Here is a 25207-nt window from a genome sequence, read left to right as displayed (position 1 = left end):
TTATAGATAATTTCCTAAAAACTTGCCATACCCGAGCACAGTCAAAATCGGACATTTTTTGACCCCGCCGCAAGCCGAAACCAAGAAAGAGCCGACGCATGCATCTCACCGCCGAAAATCTGGCTGCAAGGCGTGGTGAGGAACTCATTTTCGTTAACATTTCCTTTCACTTGGCGGCCGGCGAGGCGCTTATGCTGACGGGGAAAAATGGATCGGGAAAGTCCACTTTGCTGCGTGTCGTCGCCGGCCTCCTCAGGCCGGAAAAAGGCACTGTCATATTTCACGGCGAAGAGAGCCCGGGAGGCAGGGATCCCGGCGAGGTCAGCCACTACCTTGGCCATCGAAATGCGATGAAGAATGAACTTACGGTTGCAGAAAACCTCGATTTCTGGCGCACCTTTCTCGGCAATACAGGCTCCGCCGCCCTATCCGTCGAGGACGCCACTGACGCCGTCGGTCTTTCCGGCATCACCCACCTTCCCTTCGGTTATCTCTCCGCTGGCCAGCAGCGCCGGATAGCTTTCGCCAAACTGCTCGTCGCCCACCGCCCCGTCTGGATCCTCGACGAACCGACCGCCGCACTCGACGCCAGCGCCGACCGGCTGTTTGCCGATTTGATCATGACGCATCTGGAAAAGGGCGGCATCGTGCTGGCGGCAACGCATCAGCCCTTGGGGCTGAGGAATGCGCAGGAATTGAAGATGACGGGCTTTGCCGGAGTCGATGCGGGGGTGTGGGGATAATGGTTTGCGAGCGTTTGCGAGTGGATGAGGTCAAGACCCCTCCCCAACCCCTCCCCACAAGGGGGAGGGGCTATTGTGCCGCGCTGTCCCATACCAACCGCATCGTCGCAACCCAAAGAACGGTAACAGCGTACACGTCATTTCCTTTTAGGTGCCGTCGCAAGCCGCAGCTTAGTCCCTCCCCCTTGTGGGGAGGGGTTGGGGAGGGGTCTTCCCTACACACCAAGGAAGAGCGCCCCGCATGACCGCCCTCTTCTTCCGCGACCTGAAACTCTCGATCCGTGCCGGCGGCGGTGCGCTGATCGGCGTGCTGTTCTTCCTGACCATCGTCGCCGTCATTCCCTTCGGCGTCGGTCCCGATCTCAAACTGCTCTCGCGCATCGGCCCCGCCATCGTCTGGATCGGCGCGCTGCTCGCCGCCCTTCTCGGCCTCGACCGCCTGTTCCAGGCCGAACGCGATGACGGATCGCTCGACTTGATGCTGATACAGGAAACGCCGCTCGTCCTCACCGTGCTGGTCAAATGTTTCGCCCATTGGACGGCCACCAGCCTGCCGCTGGTCATCGCCTCGCCGCTGCTCGGCCTCTTCATGAACATGGACGAGACAGCGATCGGCGCGACCATGCTGACGCTGCTGGTCGGCTCGCCCGCCATCACCTTCATCGGCGCCGTCGGTGCTGCCGTTGCCGTGGCGCTGCCCCGCGGCGGCCTGCTGGTCTCGATCCTCGTGCTGCCGCTGACCATCCCGGTGCTGATCTTCGGCGTCAGCGCCACCTATGCCGCAGTCGAGGATCCCGCCCCCTTCCTGCCGCCCTTCCTGATCCTCATTGCGCTGACACTCTTCTTCGCGGTCATCGGCCCGGCAGCCGCCGCCCTGGCACTGCGAAACACAGCGGATTGATGGGGCGTTCGATTGCGGGAAAAGCCGGATCAAGGTAAGGAAGCGGACATGAGCGAAACGAGCCTTGCCATCAGCAAATTCAGTGATCTCGCCAACCCGACGCGGTTTCTGGCGCTGGCGGCGCGCGCCATTCCGTGGCTGGCCGGCATCACCGCCCTCTGTTTCGCGGTCGGCCTCTATCTGAGCTTCGCCACCGAAGGCGATTACCAGCAGGGCGAGACCGTGCGCATCATGTATGTGCATGTGCCCTCTGCCTGGCTTTCGATGATGTGCTACACGATCATGAGCGTCTCGGCGATCGGCACTCTGGTTTGGCGCCATCCGCTGGCCGATGTCTCCGCCAAGGCCGCAGCCCCACTCGGCGCCGCCTTTACCCTGCTTGCACTCGTCACCGGTTCGCTCTGGGGCAAGCCGATGTGGGGCACCTGGTGGGTCTGGGATGCGCGGCTGACCTCCGTCTTCGTTCTCTTCCTGATGTATCTCGGGCTGATTGCGCTCGGCCGTGCCATCGACGATCCGTCGAAGGCCGCGCGCGTCAGCGCCGTGCTTATCCTCGTCGGCTTCGTCAACATCCCGATCATCAAATTCTCGGTCGAGTGGTGGAACACGCTGCACCAGTCGGCAAGCGTACTGCGCCTCGACGGCCCGGCGATCGATCCGGAATTCCTGCGGCCGCTCTTCGTCATGGCGATCGCCTTCACCCTGCTCTTCTTCACGTTGCACATCATGGCGATGAGGAACGAGATCTGGCGCCGCCGCATCGCCGCCCAGCGCCGTCTTGCCGCCCGCATGGCGAGCCGGGAGGATTAATCGTGACGCATGCCTTCTACGTCTACGCCTCCTATGGCTTTGCAGCCCTGGTGACGATCGCCGTCACGGCCTGGACCTGGGCCGACGGCCGCGCCCGCCGCAGGGAACTTGCAGCCCTTGAGGCTGCCGGCATCCGCCGCCGTTCGGCGCGCCCCAAGGACAGTGTGGGGGATGGCGAATGAACGACAAGCCGGAAAACACCGCCGCCAAGCCGCGCGGGCTGAGCCGTTACGCATTGGCGCTGCTGCCGCTCGTCGTCTTCGGCGGCATTGCGGCCACGGCCGCAAAGATGCTCTACGACCAGGATTTCCATGGTAAGAACATCGCCGAAATTCCCTCCGCCCTGATCGGCACCAAGGCGCCGGCGCTGAACCTGCCGCCGCTCGACGGCGCCAACCTGCCGGCGCTGACCGATGTCGCAATCAAGGGCAAGCTGACCCTCGTCAACGTCTTCGCCTCATGGTGCCTCCCCTGCCGGGACGAACATCCGATATTGAAAGAACTGGCAAAAGACGGACGGCTGAACATCGTCGCCATCAATTACAAGGACCAGAGCGACAACGCCCTGCGTTTCCTCGGCGAGCTCGGCAATCCCTTTCGGGCGATCGGCATCGATCCGAACGGCAAGGCAGCGATCGACTGGGGTGTCTACGGCATTCCGGAAAGCTATCTGGTCGGGCCTGACGGCACGATCCTCTACAAGCGCGTCGGACCCTTCGACGATATCAGCCTAAAGGAAGGGCTGTTTCCAGCGATGGAAAAGGCGCTCGGCAAGCCGGTTTCTTAATGAGGCGTCTTATCAGGACAAAGAAGCCTTAACCCCCGCCCTGCCAGACCTTGATCGCCTCCACCGGCCAGATTAGCATCACGACATTGAGCGTCAGGTTGTCGCGGATTATGTAGCCGGTGAATATCTCGAAGAAGATGGCGATCGCAACCGTGAGCGCCACCGGTGCGCGACGCGCAAAGAAGAAGCCGACGCACATGAAGACGGTGTCCATCGCCGAATTCAGGATGCTGTCGCCGTAATAATCGAGCGCGATCGTCGCCGTGCGGTAGCGGTCGATGATGAGAGGGGAGTTTTCGAGCAGTTCCCAGCCGGATTCGATCACCAGCGCCAGCAGCAGCCTTGCCGCCAGCGGCTTGCCGCGCAGGATGAGATGCGCGAGGCCGTAAAACAGGAAGCCGTGGATGATGTGTGACGGCGTGTACCAATCCGACAGATGCTGCGAATTGCCGCTGGTATTGACCCCGCCCTCCCACAGTTTGACAGTGCCGCAGGCGCAGATCGGCACGCGGCCCATCATAAATTCGGCAGCGATCTGAATGACCAGGACCGCAAGGCAGGCGACGAACCAGAAGTTCTGGTGTCTTACGCGAGATTCTAAGTCGACAGCGCTCACTTCTCGCCTTCCGTTTCCAGGTTGACGCTATGTTTCAGCACCAGCGGCATCTGCGCCAGCGTGAAGATGATGGTGATCGGCATCGTGCCCCAGACCTTGAAGGCGACCCAGGTACCGTCGGAAAAATTGCGCCAGACGACTTCGTTCAGCACCGCAAGGAAGAGAAAGAAGATACCCCAGCGGATAGTGAGCTTGCGCCAGCCCTCGGCATCGAGCTGGAACGCGGCGTTGAAGACATAGCCGAGCAGCGACTTGCCGAAGGCCAGCCCGCCGAGCAGCGCCATCCCGAAGAGCGCGTTGACGATGGTCGGCTTCATCTTGATGAAGGTCTCGTTCTGCAGCCAGATCGACAGCGAGCCGAAGATGACGACGACGATGCCTGATACAAAAGGCATGATCGGCAGATGGCCGAGCACGATCTTCGAAACGATCAGCGAGATGATCGTCGCCGCCATGAAGAGGCCGGTCGCGACGAACAGCGGCCCGCCCAATTCGGAAAGAGCAGGAAACGTCTCCACCAGCCACTGGCCGCGCAGATTGGCGAAGAAGAAGATCATCAGCGGCCCGAGTTCCAGCGCCAGTTTCAGCAGCGGGTGATGCCGGTCGGCAGCAGACGGGGTGATATCGCTTTCGGTGCTCATGCGTTCTTCAAACCTGTTTTCCTGGAAACTGTTTCCGGCCGTGCCCTGCAGGCTTTCGGCGGCATATCTGTGGCATCATTGCCCAAGTCCGGCAATGGCATGGGCAAAATCCTCGGCCTCGAACGGCTCCAGATCCTCGACGCCCTCGCCGACGCCGATGAAATAGACCGGCAGCTTATGCTTGGCGGAGATGGCGACGAGAATGCCGCCGCGCGCAGTGCCGTCGAGCTTGGTCATGATCAGCCCGTTGACACCGGCGACGTTGCGGAAGATCTCGACCTGGCTGAGCGCGTTCTGCCCCGTCGTGGCGTCGAGCGTCTGCAGCACGGTATGCGGCGCATCGGGATCGAGTTTGCCGAGCACGCGCACGATCTTCTCGAGCTCGGCCATCAGCTCTGCCTTGTTCTGCAGGCGGCCGGCGGTATCGACGATCAGCACGTCGCATTTTTTCGCCTTTGCCTGTTCGAAGGCATCATAGGCAAGGCCGGCGGCATCGGCGCCGAGCTTGGTGCCGATGAATTCGGATTTCGTCCGGTCGGCCCAGATTTTCAGTTGCTCGATCGCCGCCGCACGGAAAGTATCGCCGGCGGCCAGCATCACCTTCAGCCCGGCGCCGGAAAGCTTTGCCGCAAGCTTGCCGATGGTCGTGGTCTTGCCCGTGCCGTTGACGCCGACGACGAGAATGACATGCGGCTTGTGCGAGAGGTCGAGCTGCAGCGGCTTGGCGACCGGCTTCAGGACCTTGGCGATTTCCGACGCCATGATCCGGCTGACATCCTCGCCGGTGACATCCTTGCCATAGCGTTCGGAGGCAAGCGTGTCGGTGACGCGCATGGCGGTCTCGACACCAAGATCGGCCTGGATCAGCAGGTCCTCGAGATCCTGCAGCGTCTCGTCATCGAGCTTGCGCTTGGTGAAGAGCGCGGTGATCTGGCCGGTCAGCTGCGAAGAGGTGCGTGCAAGGCCATTGCGCAGGCGCTGGAACCAGCTGAGTTTTGGCTGCAGGACAACGGGCTCCGGCTCGACGACCTTCGGGCCGGTGGCAAAGCCTCTGGGGAGGATGGGAGAGCCGGTCTCCGGTTCTGCCGTGGGGTTACCCCCCTCTGCCCTGCCGGGCATCTCCCCCACAGGGGGGGAGATTGGCTGGGAGGGCGAATCCAGTCCTGCATCATCCTCAGTCGGAATCTCTTCCAGCTCGGCCGGAACGTCTTCCGGAAGTTTTGCGACGATCTCTTCAAGCTCAGCCGGTTGTTCTAACGCTCCGGTCTCCACATGATCTCCCGCCTTGTGCGGGAGATGTCCCAGAGGGACAGAAGAGAGTTGTTCCGCAACGGCTTCGACGACCGCCTGGGTTTCAGCCTCCGCTGCTGCTTCGGCTTCCAACAATGAAAGCGGCACGACGCCCATATCGCTCAATTGGTCGGCGGCGGGCAGGATTGCGGATTCGACATCATCGTCAGCAACCGCTGCTTCGACCCCGCCCTCGTCAATATCGGCAGCCGGTCCGCCGGCCGTATCCATTTCCTCGGCCAGCACCGGATCGTCGGCAACCGGCAGATCTTCGTCGCGCGAACGCGGCTCCAGCTCCCTTTCCACGGCCGCAGGCAGAGGTTCTTCAGCCGGCTTGCCGAAGGTGAAGACCTTTTTGATGAAACTGAGCGCCATGGGGATTCCGTGAAAGTCAGGCCGCTGCTGCGGCCGTCAATTGCATGTCGAGATGCTTGCCATTGTGGCCGGTGATCGTGACCGGCACAAGTTCGCCGGGACGAAGGCCGGGGGCTGCGACCAGCGTGAAGTTCTCCGTATGCGCCAGGCCGTTGTTTTCAACAAGCAGCCATTGCCGGGTTCCGATCATCCCATCGAGATGGGATTGATGCAGCATATGTCCAGCGGCGCGCAGCCTTGCGGCGCGATCCTTGACCAGCGACCGGTCGAGCTGCGGCATTCGGGCGGCCGGTGTGCCGGGACGCGGACTGTAGGGGAAGACATGCAGATGGGCGATGCCAGCCTCTTCGGCCAGCCTCACGGCATTCTCGAACATCTCTTCGGTTTCGGTGGGAAAGCCGGCAATCATATCGGCGCCGAAGCTCATCTCGGGGCGGAGGCGGCGCGCATCCTCGATGAAACGCAACGCATCGGCGCGTAAATGCCGGCGCTTCATGCGCTTCAGGATCATGTCGTCGCCATGCTGCAGCGACAGATGCAGATGCGGCATGAAACGAGGCTCGTCGGCAATGAGATCCATCAGATGGGCGTCGGCCTCGATACTGTCGATCGAGGAGAGCCGCAGACGGCGGATATCGGGGATCTGCTTCAGCAGCGTCTTCGCCAAAAGCCCGAGCGTCGGGGCGCCCGGCAGATCGCCGCCATAGCTGGTGGCATCGACCCCGGTCAGTACGATCTCGCGATAACCGCCGTCGACGAGATTGCGGGCCTGATCGACGACGGCTCCCATCGGTACGGAGCGGGAATTGCCGCGGCCATAGGGAATGATGCAGAAGGTGCAGCGATGGTCGCAGCCATTCTGCACCTGGATGAAGGCACGCACATGGCCGTCGATGTGCCTGACCATCTGGGGTGCCGTCGCCTTGACGCTCATGATGTCGTTGACCCGGAGCTTCTCTTCGGCCGAAACGCCGAAATCCGGCAGGCTGCGATAGGAGGCGCTGGTCAGCTTCTCCTCGTTGCCGAGCACGGCATCGACCTCCGCCATCGCGGCGAAGGTCTGCTTTTCCGTCTGCGCGGCGCAGCCGGTAACGATGATGCGGGCATGCGGACTGTCGCGCCGTGCACGGCGGATCGCCTGGCGGGCCTGGCGCACGGCCTCGCCGGTCACGGCGCAAGTGTTGACCAGGATGGCGTTGTTGAGCCCGGCCTTCTCAGCCTGCGCCTTCATCACTTCGGATTCATATGTGTTGAGGCGGCAGCCGAAGGTAATGACCTCGATGCCGCTCACTGCGCCTCCGCCTCTCGGGTACTCTCGCGCGACCAGAGACCTGTCGAAGGATCGACCCTGCCCGACCATTCCCATTCGGCCGGGCCGGTCATGATGACATGATCGTCGCGCTCGCGCCATTCGATGGAAAGCGTGGCCGGCGGCTTGGCGCTTGCCACATTGATCGTCACCTTGCGGCCGGTGCGGCCGGTGCGCGCAGCACTGACGGCAGCAGAACAGGCAGCCGAGCCGCAGGCAAGCGTCAGCCCCGCGCCGCGCTCCCAGGTGCGCGTCGTCACCGATGTCGGCGACGTCACTTGCGCCAGCGTGATATTGGCGCGCTCGGGAAACATCGGATGGTTTTCGAGCAACGGTCCGAAGCGGGCGAGATCATAGGACATCACGTCCCTGTCCACCCAGAAGATCGCATGCGGATTGCCCATCGACATCGCCGACGGCGAATGCAGCACCGGCTTGTCGATCGGGCCGATCTGCAACTCGATACGGCTGGTGTCGTGGAATTCTTCCGCCAGCGGGATCCTGTCCCAATCGAACACCGGCCGGCCCATATCGACCGAAATCGTCCCGTCCTCGTGCTCGACGGCGTTGAGGATGCCGGCGACCGTCTGGAAGGTAAAGACCTTCCTGCCGGTCTCGGCGGCAAGCGCCTGCACGACGCAACGCGTGCCGTTGCCGCAGGCCTGCGCCTTCGAGCCATCGGAATTCAGGATATCGATGAAGGCATCGGTGCCTTCGGCCTTCGGATCATGGATCGCCATGATCTGATCGAACTCAGTCTGCGGATCGGCATTGAGCGCGACCGCCGCCGTCGGCGTCACCTTGTCCGGCCGGCCGCGCATGTCGACGACCAGGATCTTGTTGCCAAGCCCGTTCATCCTCGCAAATTCGACCGTTGCGCTCATGGGTATCATTCCGTCTGTCTTTCCGGTGTATATGGCGGAAATGCGAAGGAATTACCAGTGGGTGAGTGCCGGGCAGGCGTTGCGGCCCGCTGACCCCTCGAGGCAGCGGTTCGGCTTTTACCGCTGTGCACCGTCGGGATCGAAGGACGCAGCATGGGCTTCGACAATAGCTGCGGTGATGACCTTTCTCAGCTCGTAGACCAGCGAGCGGGACCGCTTGCGATCCAGATCCTGTGCCGCCTTCGCAAGATTCAGGCCTTCATTCAGGACAATATGATGGGCCCGCGCCAGCGCCCAACTCTCAATATCAGCATTTAGCATTCGATATCTCCGCCGATTCATTCGGCATCAAGGATATTCACGAATCATTTTACAGGACGCACTTAAGTAGAAAGTAGAATCATAAGCAGAATAATTTGCAACTGGCGTTGACAGCGAATTCGGCCGCCGGAGTGGCAATATTTATCGGCAAAACCTGAAACGCTGGCGGATTGCGCAAGCCAATACATCACTTTGTTTGAGTATGTACTTTTGCTGCAACCGCTGGATGAGACACTAGCACCCTCTCGTCACCTAGCTTTTGAGACGGCGGTCATGCGGTCATTTGTCCGCATTGCCTTGACTTTCGCGCGGCTTTCCTGTTTATCGCGCCCAATCCGCGACGAGCCACATGACTCCGAGCCGCCGACCGGGACCTTAAGATCCCGGAGGTCAACACCCGACAGCGCGATGCGCCCTCGGGTGCTTTTTGGCTTTGCGTCTTGTTTTCGTCAAGGAAAAGCACGACGTTTCCGGGCAGGTAAGAACCCGCCCGAAACGTATCAAGGAAGAGCCGATGTTTGAAAACCTCCAGGACCGTCTTGGATCCATTCTGAATGGACTGACAGGCCGTGGCGCGCTTTCGGAAGCCGATGTTTCCGCAGCGCTGCGCGAGGTTCGCCGTGCGTTGCTGGAGGCCGACGTCGCGCTCGACGTCGTGCGTTCCTTCACCGACCGCGTGCGTGAAAAGGCCGTCGGCGCCGAGATCCTGAAGTCGATCAAGCCCGGCCAGATGGTCGTCAAGATCGTGCATGACGAACTGATCGAGATGCTGGGCGGCGAAGGCGTTGGCGTCGACCTTCATGCCGCTGCCCCTGTCGTCATAATGATGGTCGGCCTGCAGGGTTCCGGCAAGACGACGACATCGGCGAAGATCGCCCATCGCCTGTCGACGCGCGAGAAGAAGAAGGTGCTGATGGCATCGCTCGACACGCGCCGTCCGGCAGCCCAGGAACAGCTTCGCCAGCTCGGCGCGCAGGCCAATATCGACACGCTGCCTGTTATATCAGGCCAGTCGCCGACCGATATCGCCGCCCGCGCCGTGCAGGCGGCCAAGCTTGGCGGCCATGACGTCGTCATCCTCGATACCGCTGGCCGCACGCATATCGACGAGCCCTTGATGGTCGAGATGGCCGACATCAAGAAGCGGTCGAACCCGCATGAAATTCTGCTGGTCGCCGACAGCCTCACCGGCCAGGACGCCGTCAACCTCGCCCGCAGTTTCGACGAACGCGTCGGCATCACTGGTCTGGTGCTGACCCGCATGGACGGCGATGGCCGCGGCGGTGCCGCCCTTTCGATGCGCGCCGTCACCGGCAAGCCGATCAAGCTGATCGGCGTCGGCGAGAAGATGAGCGAGCTGGAGGAATTCCATCCCCGCCGCATCGCCGACCGCATCCTCGGCATGGGCGACATCGTCTCGCTCGTCGAGCGCGCGGCGGAGAATATCGACGCCGAGAAGGCGGCCGCCATGGCCGCCAAGATGGCCAAGGGCAAGTTCGACCTCGACGACCTCGCCGACCAGCTGCGCCAGATGCAGAAGATGGGCGGCATGGGCGGCATCATGGGCATGATGCCCGGCATGGCCGGCATGAAGGACAAGATGGCCGCAGCCGGCCTCGACGACAAGCTTTTCGGCCGCCAGATCGCCATCATCCAGTCGATGACCAAGGCCGAGCGCACCAATCCCGACCTGCTCAAGCATTCGCGCAAGAAGCGCATCGCCGCCGGTTCCGGCACCGATGCCGCCGCCATCAACAAGCTTCTGAAGATGCACCGCCAGATGGCGGACATGATGAAGATGATGGGCGGCAAAGGCAAAGGCGGCATGATGAAGCAGATGATGGGCGGCCTTGCCGGCAAGATGGGGCTCGGCGGCGGCATGGGCGGCATGGGTGGCGGCATGCCCGATCTCTCGAATATCGATCCCCGACAGCTCGAGGCCTTGCAGAAGCAGGCGGAAGCGGCGGGGCTTGGAAAACCGGGTGGGGGCATGCCCGGTCTCGGCGGTATGCCGGGTGGTTTGTCGGGCCTCGGCGGCGCCAAGCTGCCGGGCCTTGGCGGTGGTTTCCCGGGATTGCCCGGATTGCCGAAGAAGAAGTGAAAGGATCGCTTGCCCCATGATTGATCCAAACGTCAAAGCCCAGCTCGCGAGCTATCGTCAGTCGATCGACAATATCGATGCCGCTCTCGTGCACATGCTGGCCGAACGCTTCCGCTGCACCAAAGAGGTCGGCGTGCTGAAGGCCAAATACAATTTGCCGCCGGCCGACCCGGCGCGCGAGGAATACCAGATCGAACGCCTTCGCCAGCTGGCGAAAGCCGCCAATCTGGACCCGGATTTCGCCGAGAAGTTCCTGAACTTCGTCATCAAGGAAGTCATCCGGCATCATGAGCAGATCGCTGCGGATCACGCTGAACAGAGCGCTGCAGCCCGATAACCGTACCGCTCGAGAAAGCGGTCAAGAAAAGCCCAAGGAGTAAAGAACATGGCACTGAAAATTCGTCTCGCCCGCGGTGGTTCCAAGAAGCGCCCGTACTACCACGTCGTTCTCGCCGATGCGCGCAGCCCGCGTGACGGCCGCTTCCTCGAAAACCTCGGTTCCTGGAACCCGATGCTTGCCAAGGACGATGAGAAGCGCGTTCAGCTGAACGCCGAGCGCATCAAGCACTGGATCGAACACGGCGCTCAGCCGACCGACCGCGTTCTGCGCTTCCTCGATGAAGCAGGCGTTGCCAAGCGCGAAGTCAAGAACAACCCGGTCAAGGCAAAGCCTGGCAAGCGCGCCCAGGAACGCGCCGCCGAAAAGGCTCAGAAGGTCACCGACGCTGCGGCGGCGGCTGCCGACGCCGCGGAATAATCGCGACATTCTCTTCGAGCGGGCGGCATGGCGACATGCCGCCCGTTTTCGTTTCCAATCGCCCGCACTTCGTTTATGAGAAACCTGTCTTTCGGCTTCACATGAAGGAACCCATGACAAAGCTTGAAAACCCCGTTCTGATGGCGACGATCGGTGGCGCGCAAGGCCTCCGGGGCGAGGTGCGCGCCAAGGCCTATACGGCCGATCCCGGCGCGCTTGGCGACTACGGCCATCTGCACAGCATGGACGGCCGCAGCTTCGAAGTCCTCGAAATCCGCGAGATGAAGAATGTCGTCGTCGTCCGTTTCCGCGGCGTCAACGACCGCAATGCCGCCGAGGCTCTGAACGGGCTTGAACTCTATATCGAGCGGGACAACCTGCCGGACGAGGAGCTGGAGGACGACGAGTTCTACTATGCCGATCTCGAAGGGCTCGAGGCACGCGACGACAAGGGCGTCAGCTATGGCACCGTCACCGGCGTCTTCGATTTCGGCGCCGGCGACCTGCTGGAACTTAAAGGTCCGGGCAAGCGCCCGGTGCTGATCCCCTTCTCCGAAGCCTCGGTGCTGGAGATCGACCTCGAGGCCGGCACGCTGCTGATCGATCCGCTGGCGGCGGGGCTGGTCGAAGATCCCGAAGAACTTTCGAAATTCACTCCCGACAAGCCGAAAAAGAAGAAGTAATGGCTTTCCGGGCGAGCGTGCTGACACTTTATCCGGAAATGTTTCCGGGGCATCTGGGCTTCTCGCTCGCCGGCAAGGCGATGGAGCGGGGGCAATGGTCGCTGGACACGGTTCAGATCCGCGACTTCGCCACCGACAGACACCGCACCGTCGACGATACCCCGGCAGGCGGCGGCGCCGGCATGGTGCTGAAGGCCGACATTCTCGCCCGTGCGATCGACAGCGCCTCAGAAAACGATACCCGCCCGCGGCTGCTGATGAGCCCGCGCGGACGGCCGCTGACGCAGGAGCGTGTGCGCGAACTCGCCGCGGGCGACGGCGTCATCATCGTCTGCGGCCGCTTCGAGGGTGTCGACCAGCGGGTGATCGAGGCGCGCGGACTGGAAGAGGTCTCGATCGGCGACTACGTCCTATCAGGCGGCGAGCCGGCGGCGCTGATCGTGCTCGATGCCATCGTCCGCATCCTGCCTGGCGTCATGGGCAACGATCTTTCCGGCCTGCACGAAAGCTTCGAAGGCGGACTGCTGGAACATCCGCATTATACCCGGCCGCAGGAATGGGAAGGCCGGGAAATCCCCGCGATCCTCACCTCGGGCAACCATGGCGCCATCGAGAAATGGCGGCATCAGGAAGCGGTGCGGCTGACGCGGGAGCGGCGGCCGGATCTGCTGGAAAAGGCTGACGCATTGACCCCGAAATCGGGATCGAATTTCGGAAAGCACGATACGTAGATTCAAAATGTTACAGCGTCCTTTGCGCCGTCTGAAAACACGCGCGGCGCTATAAAGTGAGAAAAACGGCTGATTTCGCAGCCCTTTTCACAAAAATGCCGTCCAAGGGATGACAAGCCCTGGCCTTTCGTGTATTGGCGCACGCGGAAATGGGGTTTATCCCCGTCTGCCAGCAAACAAAGAATGGCGAATCCGCTCCCGCCCTGACGGGCAAAGTCCTGAGGCCAGTTCCGAAGGATCAGTGTCGAGCGCTCTGGCTGTTTCAGAAGAACCAAAGGTTAAGACGATGAACATCATTCAGCAGCTTGAGGCCGAACAGGCCGCCAAGATCGAAGCCAAGCGCACGCTTCCCGAATTTTCCCCAGGCGACACCGTCCGCGTCAACGTCAAGGTCACGGAAGGCACCCGTACCCGCGTTCAGGCCTATGAAGGCGTCTGCATCGCCCGCTCCGGCGGCGGCCTGCAGGAAAACTTCACGGTCCGCAAGATCTCCTACGGCGAAGGCGTCGAGCGCGTATTCCCGATCTACTCGCCGATGATCGAAAGCGTCGACGTCGTTCGCCGCGGTAAGGTCCGTCGCGCCAAGCTCTATTACCTGCGCGACCGTCGCGGCAAGTCTGCTCGTATCGTTGAAGACACCGGCGTCCGCGCCCGCAAGCTCAACGACGCCGAGCGCGCCGCCATTGCCGAGGAAAAGGCACGCATCGAAGCTGAAAAGGTTGCAGCCGCCCAGGCGCTCGCCGCCGAGAGGGCAGCAGCAGAAGCTGCGGAAGCCAAGGCCGCTGCCGAAAAGGCCGCCGCTGCAGCGGAACCGGCAGCAGAATAAGATCTGCGCCACGCAAAATTCTTTGCTTGGAAAGGCGGCCTTCGGGTCGCCTTTTCTATTTTTTGCTTCGGTGCGCAGCCGGCGGCCTTGCCTCAGGCCTATCTTCCGTGACAGTTTTTGCCGTTCAATTTTGGGGAACCGTTCAATGTTGTTTCGCCGTACCGTTCTTGCGAGCTTCGCCGCCCTTGCTCTCGCACCCCTCGCCGCATCGGCCGCCGAACTGCCGGATCTCGGCGGCAAGAGCGTCGTCGTCGTCACCGAGAATGCCTATCCGCCGCTGCAATTCGTCGATCCGAAATCCGGCAAGGCGATCGGCTGGGAATATGATGCGATGAACGAGGTCGCCAAGCGGCTGAATTTCAAGGTCGAATACCGGAACACCAGCTGGGACGCGATGATCCAGGCCGTGTCCGACGGCCAGTACAACATCGGCATGACCGGCATCACCATCAAGGAAGACCGCAAGCAGAAGGTGGACTTCTCCGATCCCTATATGCGCTCGCAGCAGTTCATGCTGGTGCGCGGCGATGAGACGCGCTTCGCCGATGCCAAGTCCTTCGGCGAATTCAAGGATGGCCTGGTTGGCGCGCAGCCCGGCACCACGCCCTTCTACACCGCCGTCTATGAAGTGCTTGACGGCAACGAGCAGAACCCGCGCATCAAGCTCTTCGAAACCTTCGGCGCCACCGTCCAGGCCCTGAAGGCCGGCGACGTCGACGTCGTGCTGACCGACGGCACCGCCGGCAAGGGTTATGTCGACGCCTCGAACGGCGCCTTGAAGCTGATCGGCGAGCCGCTCGGCACCGAGGATTTCGGCTTCATCTTCCCGAAGGGGTCCGACCTCGTCGCCCCGGTCAATGCCGCCATCGCCGCACTCAAGGCCGACGGTACGCTGGATGGGCTGAACAAGAAGTGGTTCCTCGACTACAAGATGGGCGAATGACGCCGAGCAGCTGCTGATGGCGTTGCGACCATCTCCCGACAGACACGTCAAGGACGACTATCCCTGGTGGCTGGTCGCCCTCGTCACGATCGGCATCGTGCTTGCCGCCGTCATCGTCGCCAACGATATCTATGCCCAGGTCTTCCGCACCGTCGTCAACGGTGTCGGCGTCACCGTCTTCGTCACGCTGGTCGCCTTCGTGCTCGCCACCGTGCTCGGCCTCGGCATCTGCCTGCTTGGTATGGCCGACAGCCAGGTATTGCGTCAGATTGCGCGATTCTACATCGAGATCATCCGCGGCATACCGATCCTCGTGCTGCTGTTCTACGTCGCCTTCGTCGGCGCGCCGGCTCTGGTCGCAGCCTATAATTTCCTGATTTCGCCGCTGGTGACATCCGGCATGGCCGAGCCCATCCTGGTGCGCGACCTGTCGCTGATGTGGCGAGCGATCATCGCGCTGACGGTCGGCTATTCCTCCTTCATCGCCGAAATCTTCCGGGCCGGTTTCCAGTCGGTCGATCTCGGCCAGATCGAGGCGGCCAAGGCGCTTGGCCTGTCGCGCTACCGGCGCTTTCGCTCCGTCGTCTTCCCGCAGGCGATCCGGGTGATCTTCCCGCCCCTCTCCAACGATTTCGTCTCGATGGTGAAGGACAGCTCGCTCGTCTCCGTGCTCGGAGTCGCCGACATCACCCAGATGGGCAAGGTCTATGCCGCCGGCTCCTTCCGCTTCTTCGAGACCTATTCGATCGTCACCTATATCTATCTGATCCTGACGATCGGCCTGTCGCTGGCGCTGCGGCGGACGGAGAAATGGATGAAGTCGCGGTAAGTGATCAATGCCCGCCGCGCCGCTGAGAGGCCGCAGAGCGTCTGTTGATGATTCAAATTGAAGCCGCCGCGAAAAATCGCTATATGCAGGGCCATGGAATCCAAGTTCAGATGCATTGGTGCGCATATTTTCGTGCTGCAGGACCACTATCGCCTGCCGGCACGGTTTTTTGCGTGCGTGTCCGGTGCGCTCAACAGCCGACTTCGTTGATCGAATGACGGCCGGCGGAGCCTGATCTGCCATTTCTCAATTTTCCAAAAGCTTTAGAAAAACGGACTTAACGCCATGAGCGCACCGCGTACCCTCTACGACAAGATCTGGGACGATCATCTGGTCGACGAACAGGCAGACGGCACCTGTCTTCTCTACATCGACCGCCATCTGGTCCACGAAGTCACCTCGCCGCAGGCGTTCGAAGGCCTGCGCATGACCGGCCGCAAGGTTCGCGCGCCGGAAAAGACGCTCGCCGTCGTCGACCATAACGTTCCGACCTCGCCCGACCGCCACCTCGGCATCAAGAACGAGGAAAGCCGCATCCAGGTGGAAGCGCTGGCGACCAATGCCGCCGAATTCGGCGTCGAATATTATTCGGCAAGCGACAAGCGCCAGGGCATCGTCCACATCGTCGGTCCGGAACAGGGCTTCACCCTGCCCGGCATGACCATCGTCTGCGGCGACAGCCATACCTCGACGCATGGCGCCTTCGGCGCGCTGGCGCACGGCATCGGCACCTCCGAGGTCGAGCATGTTCTGGCGACCCAGACGCTGATCCAGAAAAAGGCAAAGAACATGCTGGTGCGTGTCGACGGCCTGCTTCCGCCGCATGTTACCGCCAAGGACATCATCCTTGCCATCATCGGCGAGATCGGCACCGCCGGCGGCACCGGCCACGTCATCGAATTTGCCGGCGAAGCGATCCGCGCGCTGTCGATGGAAGGCCGCATGACCGTCTGCAACATGACGATCGAAGGCGGCGCCCGCGCCGGCCTGATCGCCCCTGACGAAAAGACTTTCGAATACATCAAGGGCAAGCCGCGCGCCCCGAAGGGCGAGGCGCTGGAACAGGCGATCGCCTACTGGAAGACGCTGCAGACCGACGAGGGCGCTCATTACGACCGCGTCGTCGTGCTCGACGCCGCCAGCCTGCCGCCGATCGTTTCCTGGGGCTCCTCGCCCGAGGATGTCATTTCCGTCCAGGGCATCGTTCCGAACCCGGACGACATTCCGGACGAAACCAAGCGCACCTCCAAGTGGCGCGCGCTCGACTATATGGGCCTGAAGCCGGGCACGAAGATGACCGACATCACGCTCGACCGTGTCTTCATCGGCTCCTGCACCAACGGCCGCATCGAGGATCTGCGCGAAGTCGCCAAGGTCGTCGAAGGCAAGACGGTTGCCCCAACCGTCGACGCGATGATCGTGCCGGGCTCCGGCCTCGTCAAGGAACAGGCGGAAGCCGAAGGCCTCGACAAGATCTTCAAGGCCGCCGGTTTCGACTGGCGCGAGCCGGGCTGCTCCATGTGCCTTGCGATGAACGACGACCGCCTGAAGCCGGGCGAACGCTGCGCTTCGACCTCGAACCGCAACTTCGAAGGCCGTCAGGGCTTCAAGGGCCGCACGCACCTTGTCTCGCCGGCAATGGCCGCCGCAGCCGCGATCGCCGGGCACTTCGTCGATATCCGCGAGTGGAACTGATCCGTCAAAACGGATAACAATCAAAAAGCCCACCGATGCCGCTGCGCATCGGTGGGCTTCACATTTTATGCCGCCCCGCCTCGGTCGCCTTCAGCGGCCACCGGAGGCGGGCTTTTGCGGGACGACCCTTGATTGGCCTGGCGATAATCGAGACGACGATCAGAAGGTTGCCGTCATCGGATCCGGTCCCATACGGGCACCGGCGCTGTCGAGCTTGGCGATCGCAGCCATATCGTCGGCATCGAGCTTGAAGTCGAACACCTGGAAATTCTCCTCGATACGCGACGGCGTCACCGATTTCGGGATGACGACGAGGCCGGTGTCGATGTGCCAGCGAATGATGACCTGAGCCGGCGTCTTCTGATGTTTTTTTGCGATCTTGCCGGTATCGGCGTTCGAGATGAACTTGCCCTGGCCGAGCGGGCTCCAGGATTCGGTGGCGATACCAAGCTTCTTGTGAACCTCCTGCGCCGCCTTCTGCTGGAAATCGGGATGCAGCTCGATCTGGTTGATGACGGGAACGACGCCGGTTTCGCCGATGATGCGCTCGAGATGTTCAGGATTGAAATTCGACACGCCGATCGAGCGGGCGCGGCCCTCTTCCCGGATGCGGGTGAAAGCCTTCCAGGTCTCCGTATAAAGGCCGCGATGCGGCGACGGCCAGTGAATGAGATAGAGGTCGACATACTCGGAACCGAGCTTCTTCAGGCTGCCGTCGAAGGCGCGCAGCGTATTGTCATAGCCTTGATCGGTATTCCTGAGCTTGGTGGTGACGAAGATGTCCTTGCGGTCGAGGCCGGAAGAGCGGATGCCTTCGCCGACGCCCTCTTCGTTGTCGTAGCCGGAAGCCGTATCGATGTGACGATAACCGGCGGCGATCGCCGTGCGCACGGTGGGAGCGGCGATGTCCTGCGGCGTCTGCCAGACGCCGAGGCCGACCTGCGGAATGGAATGTCCGTCATGGAAAGTGATGATGGGTTGAGCGGTCACAATATATCTCCGGGAGTTTGAAGAATTGGACGAGGCATGAATTGCGGCCGCGCTTGCGGACGTCCCAGAACGCATTTCAGCCGGAGCGTTCGGTCACCGGAAGCATATAGGTGACCGCATCCGGAAGACAATCAGACGACGCGGACAATCGTTCCCTTTCGAAGGTGGGGCAGCAGGCGGCGCATGTCGCGCAGGCTCACCGCCACGCAGCCGGCCGTCGGCTCGTAACCCGGCCGGATGAGATGGAAGAAGATCGCCGAGCCGCGATTGCGCGCACGCGAGGAGATGTTCCAATCCATCACCAGGCAGATATCGTAAAGCCCGTCGCTGCGCCGCATTTCCTCGTGACTCGGGCTGAACGGCGCCCGGACGAGCCGGTTGTAGCTGGCACTGTCGGACTGATCGCACCAGAGCATGTCGGGGCGGATGCGGCGGATGGAAAGCGGCGTGACGAGCCGGCCGTTCCGCTCGCCGCGCCGGAAGCCTGATATCAGCCTCATCGAGGCGATCGGCGTGGCGCCGTCGCCCTCGCGTTTCATCACGGTGCGGCCGGAGCGCCCGATCGCAGCAGGCACGGTGATGGCGCCAAGCCGGACGATCGCCCGGCTCTTGCGCCCCGGCGCAGGACGCACCACGATCGTCGACGGCGTCATACCCGGCCTCTGCCTTGCTTTTTCCATTTTTCTCGCATGTCGTGCCTTGTCTGGGGCTTCGATTGAAATCATATCGAAACCGGCCCGGCAACACCCGTTGCCCGATCCTTGCCAAACCAGGAATTTGGCGTAGGACTAGGGGACTTAACATGAGGACGCAAACGGCATGACCGCACGCACCATTCTTCTGGTGGATGACGACGATGACCTTCGGCAGACGCTGACGGAGCAATTGTCGCTGTATGAGGAATTCACGGTTCTGCAGGAAGCCAACGCCGGCAAGGGTGTCGCGACCGCCCGCTCGACGCCGATCGACCTGCTGATCATGGATGTCGGCCTGCCCGATATGGACGGCCGCGAGGCAGTGAAGCTGCTGCGCAAGGGCGGCTTCAAGGCGCCGATCATCATGCTGACCGGCCACGATACCGATTCGGACACGATCCTCGGTCTCGAAGCCGGCGCCAACGACTATGTCACCAAGCCTTTCCGCTTCGCCGTACTGCTCGCGCGCATCCGCGTGCAGTTGCGCCAGCATGAGCAGAGCGAGGACGCGACCTTCACCGTCGGCCCCTACCTCTTCAAGCCGAGCCAGAAGCTCCTGACCACCGATAACGGCCAGAAGATCCGGCTGACGGAAAAGGAAGCGGCAATCATCCGCTATCTCTACCGCGCCGAACAGAAGGTCGTTACCCGCGACGTGCTGCTCGAAGAGGTCTGGGGCTATAATTCCGGCGTGACGACGCATACGCTGGAAACCCACGTCTACCGCCTGCGCCAGAAAATCGAGCGCGATCCCTCCAATGCCGAAATCCTCGTCACGGAAAACGGCGGCTACAAGATCATACCCTAGAGCATTTCCGTTTTTCCGATTCACGGAAGTGCTCTATCTCTTTGTTTTCACGCAATTCCCGGCAAAAGCGTTTCATGCTTTGCCTGGCAAAACCGCTAGACACTTCTGCTGGAATTGCTCTAAGGCGAAAAGCCCGCATGGCGCTGACCGACGACATCCACATGCTCGCGCAGCTTCCTCTGTTCAAGGACATGAACGAGGATCAGCTGCGGTTGATCGCCTTTGGCGCCGACCGGCGCATGATCGCTGCCGGCCAGATGCTGTTTCGCCAGGGCTCGCCCGCCGAGAGCGCCTATGTCATCCTCAGCGGCAGCCTGGAGCTGAGCGCGACGAGCAGCGACGGCATGCAGAGGACAGGGGGGATCGCCGGTCCCGGGACCCTGGTTTCCGAGCTGGCGCTGGTGACGCTGGTGGAGCGCAAGTTCACCGCGGTAGCGCGCGAGGACACCAGCATCATCCGCATCACCCGCGCCCTATTCCACCGGCTGATCGAAGAATATCCGGACGCAGCCCGGCTGATCGAGAACCGGATCCGCGATAATCTTGCGGAGCTTGCGGCAAAGGCCGCAAGCCAGTTCTACCGCTTCAACTGATCCCTGTTAGCGATAAGGATCCCTGCGCTTCCACGAAGCTGTACCGCTTAGAACAGGATGACTTTAGGCCCGGTCGGCCTAAAATCTGAATCCTGTTCTAAATTAGATAGTTGGAGCATGATGTCGTCCGAAAACCGCTCACACTTTTCGGGATCATGCTCTAGAAATCGAAATGCGCCGTGACCGGTACATGGTCGGAGGGCCGGTCCCAGCCGCGTGCCTCCTTCAGGATTTCGATTCGCTTGAGATGCGGCCCGAGATCCGACGACGACCAGATATGGTCGAGACGGCGGCCGCGATCGGCGGCCTCCCAGTCCTTGGCGCGGTAGCTCCACCAGGTGTAGAGTTTCTCGCTGGCGGGCACATGCAGGCGCATCAGATCCAGCCAGGCGCCGCGCTTCATCACCTCGAGCAGCCCCTCGGTTTCGACAGGCGTATGGCTGACGATCTTCAGAAGCTGCTTGTGCGACCAGACGTCATGCTCCAGCGGCGCGATGTTGAGGTCACCGACGAGGATGGCTGAGGTGTTGGCCTCGCCATTGGCTTTCAGCAGCTTCATCTCCTCGATGAAATCGAGCTTGTGGCCGAATTTCGGATTGATCGTGCGATCCGGCTCGTCGCCGCCGGCCGGGACATAGAAATTGTGCAGCCGAACGCGGCGATTGCCGTGCTCGAAGATCGCCGAGATGTGGCGCGCATCGCCGACGCCGCAATAATCCTGGCGGTGATCCTCGGTCAACGGAATGCGCGAGGCGATCGCCACGCCATGATAGCCCTTCTGGCCATGGATGATGATGTGATTGTAACCCATCGCCCTGAGCGGTGCTGCCGGAAACAGGTCGTTCGTCACCTTGGTTTCCTGCAGGCAGAGGATATCGGGCCTGTGCTTGAGAACGAGCTGCTCGACGATGGGCATGCGCAGCCGCACCGAATTGATGTTCCAGGTGGTGATCGAAAAGCCCATGCCCATGCCCTTTCACGCCCAACGCGTACCGCGCAAACCGTGCAACGGTTTCCACGCGATGCGCTTTCATGAAAGGGCTTTAGAACAAAGGCGGACGCGAGGGAACCGGCCATGAGCATGATGCCGAAAAGTGTGAGCGGTTTTCGGCATCATGCTCAAATCGTTGATTGAGATCCGGATGTTTTCAAGCCAATCGGCCTGAAAACATCCGGATCTGGTCAAAGCGGCCGGCGATCAACCGAAAAGGTCTCAGTCGCGCGACTGAGGCGTGCCTGGAATGGTCTCATAGGGCACGCGGAAGACGCGATCGTCGAACTGCATGCCGGTTTTGACGTTGAAGATCATCACCGAGGTGTCCTTGCCCTGATTGTCGGTGATCGTCCACTGACGCAGGTCGTAGGTCTTCGGGTCGAACATCATGGTGATGGTGGAATTTCCAAACACCGTATTGTTGCCGAGCGCGATCGTCGTCAGGTCAGACTCTTCCTTCACGCCCTTCACCATGCCGGCCGAAAGGTCGATACGCTGCGCAAGGAGCAGGCTGAGCGGGGTCTTGGAGAGCGGATAGAGATCCCAGGTCTTGAGCTTCGTATTGCCGATGGCGACGTTCTTGCCGTCGGCGATCACCCGCATCGGCGACGGATCGTCATAGTTGAAGCGCAGCTTGCCGGGGCGCTGGATGAAGAACTTGCCGCCGGTCTGTTCTCCGCGCGGGCCGAACTGCACGAATTCGCCCTGCATCGTCGTGACGCCGGAAAAATGATCGGCGATCGCCTGCGCCGTGCCGGAGGCGGGAGCTGCAGCCTGCGCATAAGCGCCAAGGGGAATGGCGCTCGCTATCGCAGCGACGGCAAAGGCGCCGAGAAGGTCGCGGCGCGTTACCGTCAGGCCGGAGAGGAAGGTATCGGAGTGACTCATCTAAATCTCCTTTATGCGATCTGCATGCTGCCGAAAGGCGGCGTCTTCAAGGCGTTGCGATCGGCCTGCGAGAGGTAACGGCTTCGACGCTATCAGGTTTCCGCAAAAGCGGCTGTATTGGAAATATATGCCTGTTCTGTCAGCGGTCGAGGATGTCGCCTTCTGTGGGGACGAGGATCTCGCGTTTGCCGGCATGGTTGGCCGGTCCGATGATGCCCTCCTTCTCCATGCGCTCGACGAGCGAGGCGGCACGGTTGTAGCCGATACCGAGCCGGCGCTGAACGTAGGAGGTCGACGCCTTGCCGTCACGCAGCACGATGGCGACCGCCTGGTCGTAGGGATCTTCCGATTCGGAAAGATTGGACGTGCCGGCCGGGCCGCCGCCACCGCCGCCGTAATCGCCGTCTTCATCGTCATCGGCGGTGATCGCGTCGAGATATTGCGGCGAGCCCTGTGTCTTAAGGTAGGAGACGATCTCTTCTACCTCGACATCCGAGACGAACGGGCCGTGCACGCGCTGGATACGCCCGCCACCCGCCATGTAGAGCATGTCGCCCATGCCGAGCAGCTGTTCGGCGCCCTGTTCGCCAAGGATAGTGCGGCTGTCGATCTTCGAGGTCACCTGGAAGGAGATGCGGGTCGGGAAGTTCGCCTTGATCGTGCCGGTGATGACGTCGACCGACGGACGCTGTGTCGCCATGATCACGTGGATGCCGGCCGCACGGGCCATCTGCGCCAGACGCTGGACGGCGCCTTCGATATCCTTGCCGGCAACCATCATCAGGTCGGCCATTTCGTCGATGATCACGACGATATAGGGCATCGGCCGCAGATCGAATTCCTCGGTCTCGTACATTGCCTCGCCGGTATGGCGGTCGAAGCCGGTCTGCACCGTACGCGAGATCGCCTCGCCCTTCGACAGCGCCTGCTCGACGCGGGTGTTGAAGCCGTCGATGTTGCGCACGCCGATCTTCGACATCTTCTTGTAGCGCTCTTCCATCTCGCGCACCGTCCATTTGAGCGCGACGACGGCTTTCTTCGGATCGGTGACGACAGGCGAAAGCAGGTGCGGGATGCCGTCATAGACGGAGAGTTCGAGCATCTTCGGGTCGATCATGATCAGCCGGCACTGTTCCGGCGTCATGCGGTAGAGCAGCGACAGGATCATCGTGTTGATGGCGACCGACTTGCCGGAACCGGTGGTGCCGGCGACGAGCAGATGCGGCATCTTGGCGAGATCGGCGATCACGGCTTCGCCGCCGATCGTCTTGCCGAGCGCCATGGCGAGCTTCGCCTTGCTGCCTTCGAAATCCCGGGAGGCGATAAGTTCGCGCAGATAGACGGTCTCGCGCGTCTGGTTCGGCAATTCGATGCCGATCGCGTTGCGGCCGGGCACGACGGCGACGCGGGCAGCAATGGCGCTCATCGAGCGGGCGATATCGTCGGCAAGGCCGATGACGCGCGACGACTTGATGCCGGGCGCCGGCTCCAGTTCGTAGAGCGTGACGACGGGACCGGGACGGACGTGGATGATCTCGCCCTTGACGCCGAAATCCTCAAGCACGCCTTCGAGCATGCGGGCGTTCTGTTCCAGCGCATCGGCCGAAAGTGTCGAGTCGCGCACGACATTCTTCGGTTCGGCGAGCAGATGCATCGAGGGAAGCTGGAAACCCTCGGGACGGATGAACGAGCCCTGCGCCTCCCGCTCGATGCGGGCACTGGGCTTCGGACGTGCGACGACGGGAACGACGCGCGGTTCCGGCTTGCCGGCCGCCTTTGCCGGTGCGCGGATCATCCAGTCGTCATCATCGTCGTCGGGCAGTATATCGGCCGGGCGCGGCGGCATGTCGTTATCGAAGGGCAGGTCGTCGTCATTATCGTCGTCGTCATCGATGGACATCGACGGCGCGGAGACGATGCGCCGCGGCGAAGCCGTCCTTGCCCCCATCGATGGTTCCATCGAGGGCTCCATGCGCTCGCCGCGGACGGTCGGCGCCTTGGCGCGGACGGGTTCGTTCAGCGTGCCGAACTCGTCATCGTTGAAATCATAAGGTGATTCGTAATCACCCTGGCGCCGCTTGCGCGGCCCCATGCCGAAGAGCCGACGCAGTCGGCCCTGGCTCATGTACCAGGCGTGCGTCACGGCGCCGCTGAGAGCGACCCAGCGGGACTCGTCTTCCACCTCGTCCTCGTCTCCAACGACGCGGGCCTTGCTACGCGTATCGACGTAGTCTTCCTCGATCTCCTCGTCGGCGTCAGTGCGGCCGACGAGCCCCGATGCAAAGAGCATCAGCCAGGCGGTCGGCGCGGCGAAGATGCAACCGACGACCATGGCGAAGGTGCCTGTGGGATAGGCGCCGACGAAGAGTGCGGGAAAACGCAGGATCATGTCGCCGATGACACCGCCGATGCCGTTCGGGATCGGCCAGGTGAGGGGCGGCGGAAAGCAGCCGAGGACGGCGCAGGAAAGCACCGAGCCGCCGAACCAGGCGCCGGCACGGGCAGGAATACGGCTGAAGCGGCGGCCCGAGATCAGCGTCAGCGCCCAGGCGACGATCGGCAGCATCGAAACGACGCTGGCAAGCCCGAGGAACTGCATGACGATATCGGCAAAGGCAGCCCCGCTGTAACCGAGAATATTCGTCGGCAGGTTGGCGGTCGCATAGGAATAGCTCGGATCCGCAACATTCCATGTCGCCAGTGCCGCGACGCAGAATGCCAGCAGCAGAAAGATCGCAAAGCCGATAAGCGCCTGGATCTGCCGCAGCATGAATGCCGAGAGGGAGAACCGATCCGGACGGCCATCCATCGCCGGCGACGTGCTTCTTGCCATGTGTCTAACCCGTCCAATGCCTGAGGACACGCGAATCGCTGAAGCTTCGGTGCCAAAATGCGTCCGCTCTACCTAATCAGAGCCGGGTTAAAGCGATGTTAACCATGCATGCCTGGACGTGCATTCCGAACCGGGAAATGAAAAAAGCCCGAACCTTGAAAGGT

General features: G+C 61.8%; 27 protein-coding genes. 16 read left to right on the top strand and 11 right to left on the bottom strand.

All coding sequences use genetic code 11. The annotated features are described in order from the left end of the window. Window positions 1-98 precede the first annotated feature (98 nt). The 5 genes from ccmA to GR198_RS16655 all read left to right on the top strand — a co-directional run bounded on the left by ccmA (window position 99) and on the right by GR198_RS16655 (window position 3241). Window positions 99-743 carry a heme ABC exporter ATP-binding protein CcmA gene (ccmA, locus tag GR198_RS16675; protein WP_029870901.1) on the top strand — a complete coding sequence of 215 codons (645 nt, stop codon included), beginning with the start codon at window positions 99-101 and terminating at the stop codon, window positions 741-743. A gap of 241 nt (window positions 744-984) precedes the next feature. After that, window positions 985-1644 (top strand): heme exporter protein CcmB, encoded by a 660-nt coding sequence (gene ccmB, locus GR198_RS16670; RefSeq protein WP_027666937.1) that lies wholly within the window; start codon window positions 985-987, stop codon window positions 1642-1644. A 48-nt stretch (window positions 1645-1692) separates the two neighbouring features. Next, window positions 1693-2454, top strand: coding sequence for a heme ABC transporter permease (locus GR198_RS16665; protein WP_029870900.1), 762 nt, complete (start codon window positions 1693-1695; stop codon window positions 2452-2454). A gap of 2 nt (window positions 2455-2456) precedes the next feature. Next, window positions 2457-2636, top strand: coding sequence for a heme exporter protein CcmD (gene ccmD, locus GR198_RS35845; RefSeq protein WP_012759361.1), 180 nt, complete (start codon window positions 2457-2459; stop codon window positions 2634-2636). Further along, entirely contained in the window at window positions 2633-3241 is a 609-nt protein-coding gene (locus GR198_RS16655) for a DsbE family thiol:disulfide interchange protein (protein ID WP_029870899.1), read from the top strand. Before ccmD ends, GR198_RS16655 begins: the two co-directional genes overlap by 4 nt. A 28-nt stretch (window positions 3242-3269) precedes the next feature. Here the strand turns inward: GR198_RS16655 and GR198_RS16650 are convergent, their stop codons facing one another. From GR198_RS16650 to GR198_RS16625, 6 genes are all read right to left on the bottom strand, one after another. Then, entirely contained in the window at window positions 3270-3857 is a 588-nt protein-coding gene (locus tag GR198_RS16650) for a DUF2585 domain-containing protein (protein ID WP_029870898.1), read from the bottom strand. Then, window positions 3854-4498, bottom strand: a complete 645-nt coding sequence (locus GR198_RS16645) for a septation protein A (protein ID WP_029870897.1) — start codon at window positions 4496-4498, stop codon at window positions 3854-3856. Before GR198_RS16645 ends, GR198_RS16650 begins: the two co-directional genes overlap by 4 nt. Before the next feature lie 75 nt (window positions 4499-4573). Beyond that, the gene (gene ftsY, locus GR198_RS16640) at window positions 4574-6163 is read right to left on the bottom strand and encodes a signal recognition particle-docking protein FtsY (RefSeq protein ID WP_029870896.1); all 1590 of its coding nucleotides are present in this window, start codon (window positions 6161-6163) and stop codon (window positions 4574-4576) included. A 16-nt stretch (window positions 6164-6179) separates the two neighbouring features. Next, window positions 6180-7454 (bottom strand): tRNA (N(6)-L-threonylcarbamoyladenosine(37)-C(2))-methylthiotransferase MtaB, encoded by a 1275-nt coding sequence (mtaB, locus tag GR198_RS16635; RefSeq protein WP_029870895.1) that lies wholly within the window; start codon window positions 7452-7454, stop codon window positions 6180-6182. Continuing rightward, window positions 7451-8356: a diaminopimelate epimerase gene (dapF, locus tag GR198_RS16630; RefSeq protein ID WP_029870894.1), complete on the bottom strand. Its 906-nt coding sequence runs from the start codon at window positions 8354-8356 to the stop codon at window positions 7451-7453. The genes mtaB and dapF overlap by 4 nt, the downstream gene beginning before the upstream one ends. Before the next feature lie 117 nt (window positions 8357-8473). Then, window positions 8474-8698 (bottom strand): hypothetical protein, encoded by a 225-nt coding sequence (locus tag GR198_RS16625; RefSeq protein WP_017962453.1) that lies wholly within the window; start codon window positions 8696-8698, stop codon window positions 8474-8476. Window positions 8699-9191: 493 nt separating this feature from the next. Between GR198_RS16625 and ffh the strand changes: the two genes are divergently transcribed. From ffh to leuC, 9 genes are all read left to right on the top strand, one after another. Further along, a complete protein-coding gene (ffh, locus tag GR198_RS16620) occupies window positions 9192-10778 on the top strand; it encodes a signal recognition particle protein (RefSeq protein WP_029870893.1) in 1587 nt (528 codons plus the stop codon). Between the two features lie 16 nt (window positions 10779-10794). Then, window positions 10795-11115 (top strand): chorismate mutase, encoded by a 321-nt coding sequence (locus GR198_RS16615; RefSeq protein ID WP_003543666.1) that lies wholly within the window; start codon window positions 10795-10797, stop codon window positions 11113-11115. Window positions 11116-11163: 48 nt separating this feature from the next. Continuing rightward, window positions 11164-11535 (top strand): 30S ribosomal protein S16, encoded by a 372-nt coding sequence (gene rpsP, locus GR198_RS16610; RefSeq protein ID WP_012759371.1) that lies wholly within the window; start codon window positions 11164-11166, stop codon window positions 11533-11535. Window positions 11536-11648: 113 nt separating this feature from the next. Further along, the gene (rimM, locus tag GR198_RS16605; RefSeq protein WP_012759372.1) at window positions 11649-12218 is read left to right on the top strand and encodes a ribosome maturation factor RimM; all 570 of its coding nucleotides are present in this window, start codon (window positions 11649-11651) and stop codon (window positions 12216-12218) included. Continuing rightward, window positions 12218-12949 carry a tRNA (guanosine(37)-N1)-methyltransferase TrmD gene (gene trmD / locus GR198_RS16600; protein ID WP_029870892.1) on the top strand — a complete coding sequence of 244 codons (732 nt, stop codon included), beginning with the start codon at window positions 12218-12220 and terminating at the stop codon, window positions 12947-12949. Before rimM ends, trmD begins: the two co-directional genes overlap by 1 nt. A gap of 286 nt (window positions 12950-13235) precedes the next feature. Then, window positions 13236-13775: a 50S ribosomal protein L19 gene (rplS, locus tag GR198_RS16595; protein ID WP_029870891.1), complete on the top strand. Its 540-nt coding sequence runs from the start codon at window positions 13236-13238 to the stop codon at window positions 13773-13775. A 145-nt stretch (window positions 13776-13920) separates the two neighbouring features. Further along, the gene (locus GR198_RS16590; protein ID WP_029870890.1) at window positions 13921-14718 is read left to right on the top strand and encodes a transporter substrate-binding domain-containing protein; all 798 of its coding nucleotides are present in this window, start codon (window positions 13921-13923) and stop codon (window positions 14716-14718) included. A 16-nt stretch (window positions 14719-14734) separates the two neighbouring features. Next, on the top strand, window positions 14735-15547 hold the full coding sequence (locus tag GR198_RS16585) for an amino acid ABC transporter permease (RefSeq protein ID WP_029870889.1): 813 nt from the start codon (window positions 14735-14737) through the stop codon (window positions 15545-15547). A 285-nt stretch (window positions 15548-15832) separates the two neighbouring features. Beyond that, on the top strand, window positions 15833-17242 hold the full coding sequence (gene leuC / locus GR198_RS16580; RefSeq protein ID WP_017962459.1) for a 3-isopropylmalate dehydratase large subunit: 1410 nt from the start codon (window positions 15833-15835) through the stop codon (window positions 17240-17242). Window positions 17243-17401: 159 nt separating this feature from the next. Here leuC and GR198_RS16575 read toward each other — a convergent pair whose 3' ends face one another. Continuing rightward, on the bottom strand, window positions 17402-18232 hold the full coding sequence (locus GR198_RS16575) for an aldo/keto reductase (RefSeq protein ID WP_029870888.1): 831 nt from the start codon (window positions 18230-18232) through the stop codon (window positions 17402-17404). A 131-nt stretch (window positions 18233-18363) separates the two neighbouring features. Continuing rightward, window positions 18364-18885 carry a L,D-transpeptidase family protein gene (locus tag GR198_RS16570; protein WP_164069269.1) on the bottom strand — a complete coding sequence of 174 codons (522 nt, stop codon included), beginning with the start codon at window positions 18883-18885 and terminating at the stop codon, window positions 18364-18366. A 166-nt stretch (window positions 18886-19051) separates the two neighbouring features. Between GR198_RS16570 and GR198_RS16565 the strand changes: the two genes are divergently transcribed. Together GR198_RS16565 and GR198_RS16560 are read left to right on the top strand one after the other, a co-directional pair. Then, window positions 19052-19735 carry a response regulator transcription factor gene (locus GR198_RS16565; RefSeq protein ID WP_011653914.1) on the top strand — a complete coding sequence of 228 codons (684 nt, stop codon included), beginning with the start codon at window positions 19052-19054 and terminating at the stop codon, window positions 19733-19735. 137 nt (window positions 19736-19872) lie between these two features. Beyond that, on the top strand, window positions 19873-20328 hold the full coding sequence (locus GR198_RS16560) for a cyclic nucleotide-binding domain-containing protein (RefSeq protein WP_029870886.1): 456 nt from the start codon (window positions 19873-19875) through the stop codon (window positions 20326-20328). Window positions 20329-20488: 160 nt separating this feature from the next. Here GR198_RS16560 and GR198_RS16555 read toward each other — a convergent pair whose 3' ends face one another. The 3 genes from GR198_RS16555 to GR198_RS16545 all read right to left on the bottom strand — a co-directional run bounded on the left by GR198_RS16555 (window position 20489) and on the right by GR198_RS16545 (window position 25043). Beyond that, the gene (locus GR198_RS16555; RefSeq protein WP_164069341.1) at window positions 20489-21292 is read right to left on the bottom strand and encodes an exodeoxyribonuclease III; all 804 of its coding nucleotides are present in this window, start codon (window positions 21290-21292) and stop codon (window positions 20489-20491) included. A 249-nt stretch (window positions 21293-21541) separates the two neighbouring features. Beyond that, on the bottom strand, window positions 21542-22210 hold the full coding sequence (locus GR198_RS16550) for an outer membrane lipoprotein carrier protein LolA (protein WP_025396363.1): 669 nt from the start codon (window positions 22208-22210) through the stop codon (window positions 21542-21544). 139 nt (window positions 22211-22349) lie between these two features. Then, the gene (locus tag GR198_RS16545) at window positions 22350-25043 is read right to left on the bottom strand and encodes a DNA translocase FtsK (RefSeq protein WP_164069268.1); all 2694 of its coding nucleotides are present in this window, start codon (window positions 25041-25043) and stop codon (window positions 22350-22352) included. Between the last annotated feature and the right edge of the window lie 164 nt (window positions 25044-25207).

It is taken from the genome of Rhizobium leguminosarum, from assembly GCF_010668065.1.
Taxonomy (GTDB): Bacteria; Pseudomonadota; Alphaproteobacteria; order Rhizobiales; family Rhizobiaceae; genus Rhizobium; species Rhizobium leguminosarum_S.
This window is presented reverse-complemented; position numbering and strand designations above follow the sequence as displayed.